This is a genomic window from Eubacterium ramulus (genome assembly GCF_045002895.1).
GTDB lineage: Bacteria > Bacillota > Clostridia > Lachnospirales > Lachnospiraceae > Eubacterium_I > Eubacterium_I ramulus.
This window is the reverse complement of the sequence record NZ_CP173382.1, coordinates 1,327,880-1,343,353: the sequence shown is the minus strand read 5'-3', so window position 1 is coordinate 1,343,353 and position 15,474 is coordinate 1,327,880. Positions and strand designations below refer to the sequence as shown.

The window sequence follows — 15,474 nt, the reverse complement described above, 5'->3', positions numbered from 1 at the left end:
CCGGAGAGGAAAAGCTTCCGGCTGTTGTGGTTGGAAATATAAAAGAGCATTATAGAAATGAATAAAAAAATGTGATAATGTGATAACAAAGATACAATAAAGTTAGTTGTGTATTTATGAATGATATATGAAAATTATGATTAGGAGAAGGGAGTAGAAAGAAAATGGATAATCCATTTGAATTTCATGAAGAGGATACGATTATTGCGTGTGTAGGTGACAATGGAGGAACCACAGATGATGATATAAGAAATGGATTTAAACGTACAGTTGAGATCCTTATAAAGTCATTAAAAGTGAGTCAGGAAGTTGAAGATCTGTTAGTGTATCCGATTGTTTATAATGCAAGACATAGTATTGAATTATCTCTAAAAATTGTTATTAAGATGTTATGGGAACTGGAGAGAAAAAAGAAGATAAGTCACTCAGTTGAATTTATAGCAGAAAGAAAAAAGAAACTTCACACACATAATATTGAAGAACTATATAAAATGGCATGCGAGAATAAAAATATAGATAGAAGGGTTCCTGCATATTTTGAAAACATAGAAGATATGATTCAGTTTTATTATTTTGATGAAGAGGGAGATGCTTTTAAATATGAATTAAATAAAGATGATCAACCGCATATGATAAAAAATCAAATTTCTCATATAAGTATCGAATTATTAGAAACTGAATTTAAAGCAGTAATGGAAAAATTTGATGACTTGATTTATTTTTTAGGAAGCTGTGTTGATGAGTATTCGTTAGGGACATTTACAAAAAGTTTATCAAGAACTGATATAGGGGAAATATCAAAAAAACTTCCGGTTTACGAAGAGTGGGGCACAGAAAAATTTAAAGAGGTCAAAAATCAAATTAAGCAGGAATATCAACTTGGAAGTAAAGAATTAACAGATGCCTTAAATTTAATCAAGAAACATAGATTGTTTTCAAGTAATATTGGTTGCGAAAGAATGTTTGGAACAATTACAGAAGATGAGTTGAAAGAGTATGCTTCATTAGTTAAATATTATTGTAAAAAAAATAAATCAAAAGAAAATGTTGTTACAGAGGGGTATAAATTAGAAGAAGTACAACAGAATGTAGAGATTTTGCGAAAGTATTTATCGAGTATTTCAATGGAAACATTAAGAACTTTGTTATGTTTTTATGAAATGGGAAATAGCAACTTAGCAGTTGAAAAGCTGGAAGATACTTATAAGTATATAGTCGATAGTGCGTTTGATGAAATGTATATTATACGAAAATTGAAACAGAAAAATACATGTTTAAGAATTATCGTTGGAATGAAAAAGTGTGGTCAAGTGACATATGAAAAACAGTTACAGGCTGCATTGGAAGAAGAGAAAGTAGAACTCTAATACTAGAAAATATACACAATATACAGATGTGCCTACCGTTAAAGCCAGTGCTTTCAAGGGATAGGAGAGGGCTACCCAATTTTATTGACGAACCGACGGCAGGATTAGACGTGGAAGCCAGAAATCATATTCTGGATATGCTGCGGGCCTATATGGAAGAGGATGAAGAACGTTCCATTCTGATCACATCCCATATTGCGTCTGATCTGGAACAGCTGTGTGATGATATTTATCTGATCCACAATGGAACACTTATTTTGTATGAGGATACAGATGTGATTCTGGAACAGTATGGTGTATTAAAAGTGAGTGAAGATCAATTTGCCGGCTTGGATCAGGACTATCTGTTAAAAACACAGAAAACGTCTTACGGTTATGCCTGCTTCACAAACCACAAAGATTATTATCAGCAAAATTATCCGGGGATCATTGTAGAAAATGGCAATATCGATGAATTGATTTTAATGATGACAGGAGGTTATCAGGGATGAGAGGATTATTAGAAAAAGATATACGATTGTTGATGCACAGCAAGCAGACATTTGTATGTTTTATTGCATTGGCAGTTGTACTTGGTGTTGCTCAGAAAAGCACACTTATGCTTGGCTATCTGACGTTTTTTATATCAGCCATCCTGGTTTCGACACTTTCTTATGATGAGATGGATCATGGATTTGCTTTTTTGTTTACATTACCTATTAACCGAAAAATATATGTCAGGGAAAAATATGTATTTTGTATGGGTGGAGCAGTTATCGTCTGGTCTCTTACGATGATGTTATATGTGATTATATTAAATGTAAGACATACACCGGCAGTGATTTCAGAAGAAGTGTTGAAAGGCCTTTCCTTTTTGCCGATTGTTATTTTATTTCTATCGCTGCTGATTCCTATGCAGTTAAAGTTCGGAGTAGAAAAAAGCCGCCTTGTAATGATCGGTGTTTCTGCTTTTGTTGGAGTGATGATTTATTATTTGGCAGAAAAAAGTGGAATGCTGGATGGAAACAGCGCAGTCGTGTTGTCTGCTTTCGACTTGACCGGAGATCTGGCGGTAGATGTGATCGGATTGCTTATAGCCGCTGTTCTGGCTGTGGTGTCATACCTGTGCAGCTGCCGTATTATGAAAAAGAAAGAACTGTAATATTAACTGGCATTATTTGAATGCAGAATAAGCAAGGAGCGAAAGCGGATTGCGATTGTCCGTTTTACAGCGATTTCATGTTAAGGTAAGAAATATTTTGACTGAAATTGCTTGACTTTTAGTCAGATTTTTTTGTATTGTATAGAGTGTATTAATTCGAATACAAAAATAATGCAGAAGATTGATAAATTATTGACAAATTGTGTCTTTAATGATAGTATAGGTTCGAATTAAGTACACTATTAGATTACAGTAATGAAAGAACGAGGTAGGTAAAATGGCAGAAATCAATTTAAGCAAGTACGGCATTACCGGCACAACAGAAATTGTTCACAATCCTTCTTATGATTTGTTATTTGAGGAAGAGACAAAACCGGAACTGGAAGGTTATGAAAAAGGCCAGGTCAGTGAACTCGGAGCCGTTAATGTTATGACAGGTATTTATACAGGCCGTTCTCCGAAAGACAAATATATTGTAGAAGATGAGAATTCCAAGGATACTGTATGGTGGACTTCTGATGAATATAAAAATGATAATCATCCGGCTACACAGGAAGCTTGGGATGCTGTAAAAGAACTCGCGATCAATGAGCTTTCCAATAAAAAACTGTATGTTGTAGATGCATTCTGCGGAGCAAATAAAGACACACGTATGGCAATCCGCTTCATCGTTGAGGTTGCTTGGCAGGCACATTTTGTAACAAACATGTTCATCCAGCCGACAGCAGAAGAACTTGAAAACTTTGAGCCGGATTTTGTTGTTTATAATGCATCCAAAGCAAAAGTTGAGAATTACAAAGAACTTGGACTGAACTCTGAGACAGCAGTTATGTTCAACATCACAAGTCGTGAGCAGGTTATTGTAAATACATGGTATGGCGGAGAAATGAAAAAAGGTATGTTCTCCATGATGAACTATTATCTTCCGTTAAAGGGCATTGCTTCCATGCACTGTTCTGCAAACACAGATATGAACGGTGAGAATACAGCAATTTTCTTCGGACTTTCCGGAACAGGTAAAACTACACTTTCCACAGATCCGAAACGTCTTCTGATCGGTGATGATGAGCACGGCTGGGATGATAACGGTGTATTCAACTTTGAAGGTGGATGCTATGCAAAAGTTATCAACCTGGATAAAGAGTCTGAGCCGGATATCTATAATGCGATCAGACGTGATGCTCTGCTTGAGAATGTTACTCTGGATGCAGAAGGCAAAATTGATTTTGCTGATAAGAGTGTAACAGAGAACACTCGTGTATCTTATCCGATCAATCATATTGAAAATATTGTGCGCCCGGTTTCTTCCGCACCGGCAGCTAAGAATGTAATCTTCCTGTCCGCAGATGCATTTGGAGTACTTCCGCCAGTATCTGTTCTGACACCGGAGCAGACACAGTATTACTTCCTGTCTGGATTTACAGCAAAATTAGCTGGTACAGAGCGTGGAATCACTGAGCCGACACCTACCTTCTCTGCATGTTTCGGACAGGCATTTCTTGAACTTCATCCGACAAAATATGCGGAAGAACTCGTTAAGAGAATGGAGAAGAGTGGTGCAAAAGCATACCTCGTAAATACAGGATGGAACGGAACAGGAAAACGTATTTCCATCAAAGATACCCGTGGAATTATTGACGCTATCTTAAATGGTGACATCAAAAACGCTCCGACAAAGACAATCCCATACTTCAACTTTGAAGTACCGACAGAGCTTCTGGGCGTAGATCCTGCAATCCTTGATCCGCGTGATACTTACGCAGATGCTTCTGAGTGGGAAGCAAAAGCAAAAGATCTGGCAGAGAGATTTGTTAAGAATTTTGCAAAATACGAAGGAAACGAAGCTGGTAAAGCACTTGTTTCAGCAGGTCCTCAGGCATAAGATCCTTATAAAGACAAAAATTTGAATATTTGATTTTTCAAGATGTGGAAAATTCGCATGATAGTGGATTTTCCACATCTTTTTCTGTGATCGTTTGTAAATACATTTTTCTATAAGAAATTCCTTGCAAATTTTTAAAATTTCTGGAAACAGACTTTTCAGCATGGAAGAAAAGGTCGAAATATGTTAGAATCAGACAGTATTGTCATTGCCCGGAAGCAGAGGTTTATTTTCTGGTTGGCGGAACACAGACCAATCAGATTGTGATTAGCACGATGCTGCAACCATTCGAAGGGGTAATTGCGGCAGATTCCGGACATGTCAATGTACATGAAGCAGGTGCAGTCGAGTACACCGGACATAAGGTATTGTCCCTTGCAGGAAAAGATGGCAAGATTGCAGCTGCCGATTTGGAAAATTATGTGGCGCGGTTTTATGCGGACGACAGTTACGAACATATGGTATTTCCGGGAATGGTTTATATTTCTTTCCCGACAGAGTATGGAACGTTGTATTCCAAAAAGGAACTTCAGGAAATCTATGAGGTATGCAAGAAAAGAGATCTTCCGTTATTTGTTGACGGAGCGCGGCTTGGCTATGGACTTGCCAGCAGTGAAAATGATGTGACATTGGAAGAACTGGCGCAGTTGTGTGATGTTTTTTACATTGGCGGTACAAAAGTTGGTGCTTTGTGTGGAGAGGCAGTTGTATTTACCAATCGACGTGCACCGAAGTATTTCGTGACACAGTTCAAACAGCATGGCGCGTTACTGGCAAAGGGACGTCTGCTTGGGATTCAGTTTGATACGCTTTTTACGAACGATCGGTATTTTAAAATCAGTGAACATGCGATTTATATGGCAGAAAAATTGAAGCAGTTATTTGCAGAAAAAGGGTATCGTTTTTACTTGGATTCTCCGACAAATCAGCAGTTTATTATTCTGGAAAATGAGAAGTTGCAGGAATTGAGCGGAAAAGTAGATTTCAGCATCTGGGAAAAGCAGGATGCTGAACATACCGTTGTTCGTTTTGCAACGAGCTGGTCTACTCAGGAAGCAGATATTGAATATCTTTCAACTTTATTATAGAAGCAGATTTTAAAAGAAATATATCTGTAGTGATGGTGGAGAGAAGAAAGTATCTTTCACTGATAGTAAGCAAGTCATAGTCGAAAAAATCGACTGTGAGTTGAAATAAGGAGGTATTGGATAACATGAATGAGATAATAAAAAGTTTATATGAGAGAAAATCTATGCGTGTCTATGAGGACAGACCGATTCCGGAAGAAATGAAACAGGTAATTCTGGAAGCGGCAGCGCAGGCTCCGACAGCAGGTTGTCAGCAGCTGTATACCATACTGGATATTACAGATCAGAAGTTAAAGGAAGCACTGGTGGATACCTGTGATCATCAACCTTTTATTGCAAAAGCGCCGTTGGTTCTGATATTTTGTGCGGATTGTAAAAAGTGGTATGACGCATTTACAGAAGCAGGAAGTGAACCACGCAAACCGGATGTTGGTGATCTGATGCTGGCAGTGTCAGATGCTGTGATTGCAGCACAAAATGCTGTTGTCGCGGCAGAAAGTTTTGGTATTGGTTCCTGCTATATTGGAGATATTATTGAAAATTGTGAGGAACAGCGAAGATTATTACAGCTGCCGGAATATGTATTTCCGGCAGCAATGCTTGTGTTTGGATGGCCGACGGAGCAGCAGAAGCAACGACCGAAACCACAGCGTGTAGATCAGAAGTATATTGTACATGAGAATACGTATCGGAGTATGGATGGAGCTGAACTGAGAGAGATGTTTGCGGGACGCTGTGATAACAGGTCTTTTGAGGATTGGATGACAGCATTTTGCAAGCGGAAATATAATTCTGATTTTTCAAAAGAAATGTCACGTTCCGTACAAAAATATCTGGAGCAGTATGCAAAGAAAGAAGATGCGGATAAGTAAACGTTTATCCCAAAAAACGACGGCAAGTTTGATTATACTGGAAAAAACCAAGAGCTTGGGCTGTCGCACTAAGTAATTAGTGCGCAGCCTCTTTTTGGTGCAAAAAATAACCTCTTTAGTAACTAAGGCAAGTACAATTGCTACAATCGGTGGAATAATAGATAGAAACCCCGCATCTACCATAATAAAATACCTCCTACGTATTATATGTACTCTCGGAGTCTTTCTAAACGAGTCATTCTGGCTATATTTCTGATATACTGCTTCCATTTTCTCGTCGTACACACCGTGTACGCACTGCGAAAATGTCATTGTATATCAAAAATCTATCTCAGAATTCTTCATTTAAAAGATTCCGAGAGTACATTTATATTTGCCTGACATTACGATTGCTAATATCTTTGTATCATAAAAAAAACTTCTTATAAAGCGTAAAAAAAACTGGGAAATGTTACCAAAAAGTCACCGGTTCATACTGGCAAATATAGATAACTAACCAGGCAAAGTCTTTGTAGGAAAGAAGAGTGTCCATTACAGTCGCACGAAAAACAGCGAAACATACAAAAGAAACAAAAGAAAGAACTGTATTTTGTGCAAAAATACCAATTGACAGAGAAGTTACCAGATGGTAACATGCAAGCATCAACAAACGAAATAAAAAAGTGTTTATGAAAAACATAAACAAATACGCAAAACATAATCATAAACATTATCAAGCGTGTATCATATATGAAAAGGAAGGACGCCTGAAGATGGAATTCAAAGAGCTTACATTAGAGGAGTTAACCAGAGGCTATGTCTGGTCGGAAGAAGAACAGTTGTATCAGTGCATTTTCTGTGGGGATAAAATGGAAGAGGGATTGATTTATTCTTCCAGAGGGAAATCTGTGAATGCACTTCGTGCAATGCAGGAGCATATTTTTGATGAGCACGGCAGTGTATTTGAGTGTCTTCTGAATCTGGACAAGCAAATGAACGGGCTTTCTGATGCGCAGAAGGATGTACTGGAAGGTTTATATTATGAAAAGGACAATAAAGCAATCGGTAAAGAAATGGGGATCAGCGATGCCACTGTCCGGACATATAAATTTAATCTGCAGAAAATGAAGCGAAGGGCGCGGATTTTTCTGGCAATGATGGAACAGATAGAAAATGAAGATTTCATTGCTTTGCGCAAACGTCTCGAACCGGAACAGAATGTGGAGAATATCCGTAAACCACACTTTGATACGCAGTTTGGAGCAAATCTGCTCCATCCGTTTTTTACGCAATATAACCTTAAATAACTATGGAACGGCTTTTTATAGTAAAGGAAGGTAAAATCATGAATGGGGACATACATATACCGCAGGTTCAACTCAGACAGAAAAGAAATTTGATACTATTTATTATCAGTTATGTTATTAACAATCTGGCCAGCGGCATTTTATATGATACTTATGTAAATTATCTACAAGAGGTGTCATTGCCGACGGCGACATCTTTTTGGGCATTTTACGGATATGCAACATTTTTGAGCGCATTGATTTTGTTGCTTGTCCCGAAAAGTGGATATAAGAAATTGTTGCTGTTCTGTGCAGCATCGACATCCGCAGCATTTTTCTGCGTTGTGTTTGTCAAGTCAGCAACCATTTTTTACTTATCAACGCTTCTTGCACTGACCGGAGTACAGCTGCATTTCATTATGCTGGCTCCTTATGTGGCAGCATATGCCGGCAGCGCAGGTGGGAAGAGTATTGACTGGTATACACGTACGTATTATATGGGATATGTTGGATATTTCCTGACCACATTCCTTGGAGGTGCAGCAACCGTTAAATTATTTTCTTCACATGCAGGTATATCCTTCGAAAGAGCAAGAAAATTGACCGAGTATATTACAGAAACGACCGGAAGTACCCGTGATGCGTACCTGGCAGGGAACAGAGATGTATTGATCATTACCGGTGTCGTGACATTGTTATCGATCGTACCGATTCTCTTTATCCGTGAAGAAAAATCAGATTATATTTCTGTAGAGGAACAACAGACAAAGAAACAGAGCCTTCCGGAAAGAGCCCGTGATATCTTAAGTGTGCTGTTCCGGAAAGATGCCATGATGTATTTGATCTACTGGGCACTGATTTCCTTTGCGATGGGATTATTTACTTCTTACTATACCGTATTCCTGAACCGTAACCTGCACATAGATAAAGCAACATCTTCGCTGTTGGTATCTATTTCCTATGCGGCAATTGTGTTGTTTATGCTGTTTACACCATTTGTTGTAAAAAAAATGGGAACGGTGGGAACCATCTGTTTTACGGTACTTTTATCGATACCGTTTATGCTGATCATTGCAAACGGCAATCGTTTCGGAAAAGCCATGATCCCAATGGTAGGAATTGGTCTGTTTATGAGAGCCGGTCTTGCCAATCTCGGAAGTCCTGCAGACAGCGCACTTTCGATGATGCTTGCACCGAAAAATCTGCGCCCGGCTTTCACTTCGGTTGTGAACTTTATTGCCGGGATTGTCAGTATCATCAGCGGTCATTTTACAGGAAGCATCCTTTTTACGACACAGGAAGGATATCGGACAGCCTATTATATTGCCGCCGGTTTATATTTTGTTGCAGCGCTTGTAATCATTACTTTGTTTAAGAAATATAACAGAAAAGAGGCAGAAGAATGACCTATCAGTCACAGCTTACAGAGCTGAAGGGAATGATTGAAAAAATAGAATATTACAAATATACCACAGATGCGCTTATTTACTGGGATAAAATCACTTATATGCCAAGAAATGCGATTGAATATCGAAGCAAGGTCATGTCTTTTCTGGCAGGAGAGCAGTATCGGCTGCTTTCCGATAGCAGGTTTCAGAAGCTGATTCGATTTTTTAATGGAAATGCGAAAAATGATTTTGTCACCAATGCCATGATCAGAAGATTGATCCGTAATTCTGAAAGTATCCGAGCTGTACCGGAAGCAGAGTATCAGAAGTATGTGCAGCTGATTGCTGTTTCGGAACAGGTATGGGCAGAGGCAAAAGAAAAGAATGATTTTAGTTATTTTCGACCGTATCTGGCCCGGATTTTCAAAACATTCCGTAATTTTGCGGAATACTGGGGATATGAAAAAGATCCGTATGATGCTCTTTTGGGTTATTACGCAGAAGATCTTACGACAGAAACGATCGATACGATGACTGCTCAATTAAAGCCGGTTTTGATCGGACTTCTAAATCAGGTTGAGGAAAAAAATAAAAACGGGTCAGCACCGAAAAAGATTGACATCGGACCGGTCAGCCGTGAACAACAGCAGGCCGTATGGACGATGATCTTAAAAAAAATTGGTTTCAACTTTGACAGCGGAAGGGTGGATATCGGTTCACATCCGACCATCCTGGCAAATTCTCCTGATGATATAAGAGTAGTCAATACATTTTCCGAAAATGGTTTCTGGGGAGGAATTTTTAATATATTACACTGTGGTGGACGAGGGGTCTATAAGCAGTCAATCAGCAGGGAACTTATGGGAACCCTGCTTGCCGAATCACCGACATTTGCGGTAGAGGAAGCAATCGGAAGATTTTACGAAAATATCATCGGACGGAGCAAGGGATTCTGGCAATATATTTATGAGCCACTTACAGACATCCTTCCGCAGTTGAAAACATATACACCGCAGGATTTATTTGAAGCGGTCAATCATGCACAACCGTCTCTGATCCGGCTGGAAGCAGATGAGCTGACCTATCTGCTCCATATCATTATCCGATATGAGCTGGAAAAGGATCTGATCAGCGGTGCACTGGATGTCGATGATCTGCCAGATGCATGGAGCAGTAAATATGAAGAGTATCTTAGTATCCGACCGGAGCATGATGGGGAAGGCGTGTTGCAGGATATTCACTGGGCTGCAGGATATGTTGGATTTTTTCCGTCTTATTTTATGGCAAATGTTACGGCTGCACAGATGGCAGCAGTCATGGCACAGGAAATCGGAGATCTCGATCAGTTGATGCAGCAGCAGTCATTTGGTAAGATCAATGATTGGCTTACGCAGAATATGTATTGCTACGGCGCAGTTTATTCTGGTCGGGAGCTGATGGAAAAAGTCTGCAGAGGAACTTTTTCATCCACTTATTATATTGATTACTTACGGAATAAATATTCCGAAGTATATAAATTGTTCTAAAAATAAACAAAAAGGAGAAGAATTATGAACAAGTTACTTGCAAAAATCGGCTTGGGCGAAAAAATGTCCAAAAACTTTCTGGCAATCCTGATTGTTGCTTTTGGTGGTGCAATTATCTATGGATTACCGTATTTCCGTTTTGACTACTATGATGTCTATCTGGAAACGTACCATCTGACCAATACACAGATGGGTGTGTTCGGTAGTGTACTTGGGGTTTTCGGAATGATTTCTTACTTATTTGGTGGTGTCGTAGCTGACCGTATTTCCACACGAATTATCCTGACGGTATCTTTGATCGGAACAGGTCTCGGTGGATTCTTACATCTGCTTCCACTTGGTTTTAAAGCACTTGTATGTCTGTATGCATTCTGGGGAATCAGTTCTTTGTTTGCATTCTGGCCGGCTTGTGTAAAAGCAGTTCGTATCCTCTCAGATTCCGGAGATCAGGGAAAAGCGTTTGGTTTCTTTGAAGGTGGAAGAGGTATCGCTGCTGCTCTGATGGCAATCGCTGCTGTTGCTGCATTCAGAATTGGTGCAGGAAAGATGGAAAATCAGGCACAGGGTATGAGATATGTTATCATTTTCTATTCTGTACTGACAATTGTAATGGGTATTCTTGCATTCTTTACTGTAAAAGATCAGAAAATGGAAGCCAGCGAGAGAATTTCTTTTAAAGGTATCGGAGAGGTTCTGAAACTTCCGGCAGTTTGGATCATCGCATTTGTTACATTCTGCAACTATGTATTTACACTGTCTCTTTACTACTTCACACCATATGCAACAAGTATCCTTGGCGCAACTGTAACATTCGCAGCTACACTTGCAGCAATGAAGAGATGGTTCTCTCTGTTTGGTAATGTTGGTGGTGGTTTCATCACAGATAAAGTTGGTACAGGAAGAATGTTACTGATCTCCTTTATCGTTATGGTTGCAGGTACTCTGGGAATCGTACTCCTTCCGACAAATGCAGGAAGTATCATTGCATTTACAATTCTGTTTATTGTAATTTACATTTTCTATAACGTAAACTATGCAATGACATGGGCAATGATGGATGAAGGTGCTATTCCGGAGAAATACTCTGGTACAGCTGCAGGTATTATTTCAACCATCGGATTCCTTCCGGAAATCTTCTGCTCTCTGTTAGCAGGTTCACTGATCGATGGTCATCCGGGTGTAACAGGATACAGACAGTATTTTGGATTCCTGATCGCAATGCTCGTTTTAGGTGTTGTTTTTGTATGCATCTGGATGAAATTTTTGAAAAAAAGAAAAGCAAAGGAAACTGATAAATAATATGAATCAAAAACCTTATATCATAGAAAAAGTATATGTTGAAACACCGGTAGATACCGATGGCGACGGAAAAAAAGATCTGATTGCCGTATATCTCAGACTTCCGAAGGAAGTAGAGGAAGGCAAAAAAGTTCCGGCAATTTATGTTGCAAATCCATATATGCTGACATGTAACGAAGACTGGTATGTGCCGTACAATGTAGATTGTGAAGTGAAAGCTTTTCCGGCACAGGATATCAAAGAAGAAGATATCTGCTTCGATTATGAGGCTTATGAGAAAAAAATTACATCCACTGTATTTGAGGAGCGCCCGACGATGGGATGCGTAGAGCATGCTCCGATTGATGCAGAACCGGAATTTGAATGTGTATGCGAAGCATATGAATACTTCAATGAAAGAGGCTATGCGACGGTTCTTTGTGGTGGTCTCGGAACCCGTGACTCGGAAGGATTTACACTGACCGGATCCAGAGAAGAAGTACTTGCATTCAAAGCAGTTATTGACTGGCTGAATGGCAGATGCCGCGCATTTACCAACAAGACAGACAATATTGAAATTTTGGCATCCTGGTGTACAGGAAACGTGGCAATGACTGCAAAATCTTATCTTGGTACTATGTGTATCGGTGTGGCTACTACAGGCGTAGAAGGACTCAAAACAATTATTCCGGAAGCCGCCATTTCCAACTGGTATGCATATTATCGTACCGGAGGACTGAATCTTCCGGCTATTGGCTGGCAGGGAGACGACGTGAATATTCTTGCAAAATACTGTTTCAGCCGTGCAAAAGATCCGGAAGACTATGAAAATATCAAAGAAGCATATGCAAAAGCTCAGGATGAAATGATCCAGGCACAGGATCGTGCAACCGGAAATTATAATCGTTTCTGGGATGAGCGTAATTATCTGAATCTGGTAGATAAAATCAAAGCATCTGTTTTTATTGTTCATGGAATTAATGACTGGAATGTAAAGACAAATCAGTGTATTCCGTTCTTTGAGGCACTGGAAAAGCAGGGAATTCCTGCAAAGATGATGCTGCATCAGGGTGAGCATGTTTATATCCATACACTGAAAGATTCCAACATGCTTGATATTATGTACCGCTGGCTGGAGCATTATCTGAAAGGGGTAGATAATGGTATTGAGAAAGAGCCTGCAGTTCTGGTAGAGAGCGGTAGTGACCAGTCCGTATGGATGGCATCTGACACATGGCCACCGAAAGGATGGGAGGCAGAGACATTCCCAATCAGTGAAACCGGTGAAGGCATGATCGTGGATGATCTTTCCAGCACTGTATATGACAGATCAGCAGATAATCTTGGGGCATGGCTTGATGAACTTGTATTAAATGACGATGCTGAGTACAAAAACCGTATGAAATATATCTGGGATCCGTTTGCGGAAAAAGGAACATCTGCTCATACAAAAGAGTCAGGGGAGAATATCAGAATCTCCGGTACAGTAAAAGTATCCTTCGATGCTGCAATTGATCGGGAAACAGCTATCCTGAGTGCTATGCTGGTTGATCTGGGGGACGCAAAGCGTATTACCGCAGAAGAAATCAAACATCCAGACGGAACATATAGCTTTGGTCTTGAAGCAGAACCTTCAAAATATAAAGTCATCTCTCGTGGATGGATAAATGCACAGAACAGATCCTGCATCTGGAAAAAGGAAGAAATCAAACCGGGTGTATTTTATCATTATGAGATTGATATGGTTCCGACTGATCACGTTCTGGATGAAGGACATGAACTCGCATTGATCCTCTATGGTATTGATGCACAGGCGACACAGAGACCGGATACGGTAACAACCATTACCGTTGATCAGGCAAGCATTCATGCAATGGTGCCAATTGTTAGATAAAAAATCAAGTCGAACGCACGCGAGACTTGGTGTGTGATTCTGGTCAGCGAAAGCTGACATATTCTTCTGAGATAAAATTACTGTTTTTTAAGAACGACTGACCGCTTTCGCGGCAGTCGTTCTTTTTTCTGTCCTTTTATGATTAGATTATATGATACATAATAAGAAAAGTAAAACGATTGTATCTTTGCGATATGTTAAGTAAAACTTAATAATAGAAATTTTGAAAAATAAATGATTTTCACTATAATATCAAGGATCGTATTTATCCTGCAATTTTATTCAGCAATCCAGTGGACTGAAGGAACAGAATAAACATAATAACCGGCATAATATAACGAATCATCACATTATAAAGTTTTTTTCGGCGGAATGTTTTACCATTTAACTCCATCTCCGCAGCAATCCAGGATGGCTTTACGATCCATCCGATCAAAAAGGATGAGAGCAGTGCGATAAACGGCATCAGAAAACTGTTACTGATATAATCCATGATGTCCAATAACTGTCCGGTGCTTCCGCTTGGCAGCCGCACTTCAACATAAAACGTGCTGTAACCCATTGCAATGATTGCGGTTGCAACCAGATAAATGACCGTCAAAATGCTCGTAACTTTTTTACGTTCGGCATGGAATAATTCCATGCAGTTTGCAGTAATAGATTCCAATACGGAAATACAGGATGTCAATGCTGCAAATGCTGTCAGTATGAAGAACATCAATCCGATGAGTCTTCCTGCCAGTCCCATGGAATAAAATACGTTCGGCAGGGAGATAAACATCAGACCGGGTCCTGCAGACATTCCGTCCAATCCGGAAAATACATAAACTGCCGGAATGATCATAACACCTGCAAGCAGAGCAACACCGGTATCCATCAGCTCAATCTGGGAGATAGATTTGTTTAAGTTTACATCTTTTTTTACATAAGAACCATATGTGATCATAATTCCCATAGATACGCTTAAGGAGAAGAATAACTGGCTCATTGCATCCAGGGAAATCTGTAAAAATCGTGTTACCGTAAGTCCTTTTACATCAGGTGTCAGATATACTTTTAGACCCTGCAGACCGGTTCTGACCGTTCCATCTTCCAGCGGATGTTTTAATGTCAGAGAGAAGATCGCGATTCCGACTACCATCAGTAAAAGTATGGGCATAATAAATTTGGATACACGCTCAATGCCTTTTTCCACTCCGTTATATACGATCAACGCTGTTAAAAACATAAAGATCAGACCAAACCATACGGAAGAAGGAGAGGAGATAAAGTTTGTAAAGCAGTTACTTTCTACCGCTTCTTTTCCGGAACCGGTCAGATAGATGGTAATATATTTCAGGATCCATCCACCAATGACAGCATAATAAGTCATGATCAGTACGGGTACAAAAAAGGTCAGAATACCTAAAAATTTCCATTTCTTTTTCATTTCCTGATATGCGTAAATTGCACTTTTTCCGGTTTTTCGACCGATGGCAATATCGGTAGTAAGCAGTGTGAAGCCGACCGTAAAAACCAGTATCAGGTATATGATCAGAAACAGGCCACCGCCGTCTTTTGCTGCAAGGTATGGGAATCTCCATAAATTGCCGACACCAACGGCACTTCCGGCAGCTGCGAATACAAATCCGAGCTGGCCACTAAATCCATTTTTTTGTTTCATAAGCTCATTCACCTCATAAATTTTAAAATCACAGAAATGCACAGAAGATTCAAGTCGAACGCACGTGAGACTTGGTGCGTGATTCTGGTCAGCGAAAGCTGACATATTCT

General features: G+C 39.6%; 12 protein-coding genes. 11 read left to right on the top strand and 1 reads right to left on the bottom strand.

Features of this window, described 5'->3' with window-relative positions; genetic code table 11:
- Positions 1–164 precede the first annotated feature (164 nt).
- The 11 genes from ACIRUQ_RS06335 (at position 165) to ACIRUQ_RS06285 (ending at position 13,701) form a co-directional block, all read left to right on the top strand.
- Entirely contained in the window at positions 165–1,367 is a 1,203-nt protein-coding gene (locus tag ACIRUQ_RS06335) for a hypothetical protein (RefSeq protein ID WP_055291281.1), read from the top strand.
- Between the two features lie 110 nt (positions 1,368–1,477).
- Positions 1,478–1,858 carry a hypothetical protein gene (locus ACIRUQ_RS06330; protein ID WP_242853642.1) on the top strand — a complete coding sequence of 127 codons (381 nt, stop codon included), beginning with the start codon at positions 1,478–1,480 and terminating at the stop codon, positions 1,856–1,858.
- Complete coding sequence (locus ACIRUQ_RS06325) at positions 1,855–2,508, top strand: ABC-2 transporter permease (protein WP_022035727.1); 654 nt, start codon at positions 1,855–1,857, stop codon at positions 2,506–2,508. Before ACIRUQ_RS06330 ends, ACIRUQ_RS06325 begins: the two co-directional genes overlap by 4 nt.
- Before the next feature lie 277 nt (positions 2,509–2,785).
- Entirely contained in the window at positions 2,786–4,390 is a 1,605-nt protein-coding gene (gene pckA, locus ACIRUQ_RS06320) for a phosphoenolpyruvate carboxykinase (ATP) (protein ID WP_055291283.1), read from the top strand.
- 275 nt (positions 4,391–4,665) lie between these two features.
- Positions 4,666–5,478, top strand: a complete 813-nt coding sequence (locus ACIRUQ_RS06315; protein WP_404856540.1) for a low specificity L-threonine aldolase — start codon at positions 4,666–4,668, stop codon at positions 5,476–5,478.
- Between the two features lie 125 nt (positions 5,479–5,603).
- The gene (locus ACIRUQ_RS06310; protein ID WP_022035730.1) at positions 5,604–6,350 is read left to right on the top strand and encodes a nitroreductase family protein; all 747 of its coding nucleotides are present in this window, start codon (positions 5,604–5,606) and stop codon (positions 6,348–6,350) included.
- Positions 6,351–7,102: 752 nt separating this feature from the next.
- Positions 7,103–7,636, top strand: a complete 534-nt coding sequence (locus ACIRUQ_RS06305) for a LuxR C-terminal-related transcriptional regulator (RefSeq protein WP_022035252.1) — start codon at positions 7,103–7,105, stop codon at positions 7,634–7,636.
- Between the two features lie 89 nt (positions 7,637–7,725).
- Entirely contained in the window at positions 7,726–9,021 is a 1,296-nt protein-coding gene (locus tag ACIRUQ_RS06300; protein WP_207642795.1) for an MFS transporter, read from the top strand.
- On the top strand, positions 9,018–10,529 hold the full coding sequence (locus ACIRUQ_RS06295; protein WP_055291286.1) for a carboxypeptidase M32: 1,512 nt from the start codon (positions 9,018–9,020) through the stop codon (positions 10,527–10,529). Before ACIRUQ_RS06300 ends, ACIRUQ_RS06295 begins: the two co-directional genes overlap by 4 nt.
- A 24-nt stretch (positions 10,530–10,553) precedes the next feature.
- Positions 10,554–11,828: a nitrate/nitrite transporter gene (locus tag ACIRUQ_RS06290; protein WP_021740701.1), complete on the top strand. Its 1,275-nt coding sequence runs from the start codon at positions 10,554–10,556 to the stop codon at positions 11,826–11,828.
- Between the two features lies 1 nt (position 11,829).
- Positions 11,830–13,701, top strand: coding sequence for a Xaa-Pro dipeptidyl-peptidase (locus ACIRUQ_RS06285; protein ID WP_055291289.1), 1,872 nt, complete (start codon positions 11,830–11,832; stop codon positions 13,699–13,701).
- Between the two features lie 265 nt (positions 13,702–13,966).
- Here ACIRUQ_RS06285 and ACIRUQ_RS06280 read toward each other — a convergent pair whose 3' ends face one another.
- Positions 13,967–15,364 carry a sodium-dependent transporter gene (locus ACIRUQ_RS06280; RefSeq protein ID WP_055291292.1) on the bottom strand — a complete coding sequence of 466 codons (1,398 nt, stop codon included), beginning with the start codon at positions 15,362–15,364 and terminating at the stop codon, positions 13,967–13,969.
- Positions 15,365–15,474 lie beyond the last annotated feature (110 nt).

Bases quoted from the DNA above. Each gene is read 5' to 3' on its own strand.
- ACIRUQ_RS06335 (WP_055291281.1), top strand. From the start codon at position 165: ATGGATAATCCATTTGAATTTCATGAAGAGGATACGATTATTGCGTGT.
- ACIRUQ_RS06325 (WP_022035727.1), top strand. From the start codon at position 1,855: ATGAGAGGATTATTAGAAAAAGATATACGATTGTTGATGCACAGCAAG.
- pckA (WP_055291283.1), top strand. From the start codon at position 2,786: ATGGCAGAAATCAATTTAAGCAAGTACGGCATTACCGGCACAACAGAA.
- ACIRUQ_RS06315 (WP_404856540.1), top strand. From the start codon at position 4,666: ATGCTGCAACCATTCGAAGGGGTAATTGCGGCAGATTCCGGACATGTC.
- ACIRUQ_RS06310 (WP_022035730.1), top strand. From the start codon at position 5,604: ATGAATGAGATAATAAAAAGTTTATATGAGAGAAAATCTATGCGTGTC.
- ACIRUQ_RS06305 (WP_022035252.1), top strand. From the start codon at position 7,103: ATGGAATTCAAAGAGCTTACATTAGAGGAGTTAACCAGAGGCTATGTC.
- ACIRUQ_RS06295 (WP_055291286.1), top strand. From the start codon at position 9,018: ATGACCTATCAGTCACAGCTTACAGAGCTGAAGGGAATGATTGAAAAA.
- ACIRUQ_RS06290 (WP_021740701.1), top strand. From the start codon at position 10,554: ATGAACAAGTTACTTGCAAAAATCGGCTTGGGCGAAAAAATGTCCAAA.
- ACIRUQ_RS06285 (WP_055291289.1), top strand. From the start codon at position 11,830: ATGAATCAAAAACCTTATATCATAGAAAAAGTATATGTTGAAACACCG.
- ACIRUQ_RS06280 (WP_055291292.1), bottom strand. From the start codon at position 15,364: ATGAAACAAAAAAATGGATTTAGTGGCCAGCTCGGATTTGTATTCGCA.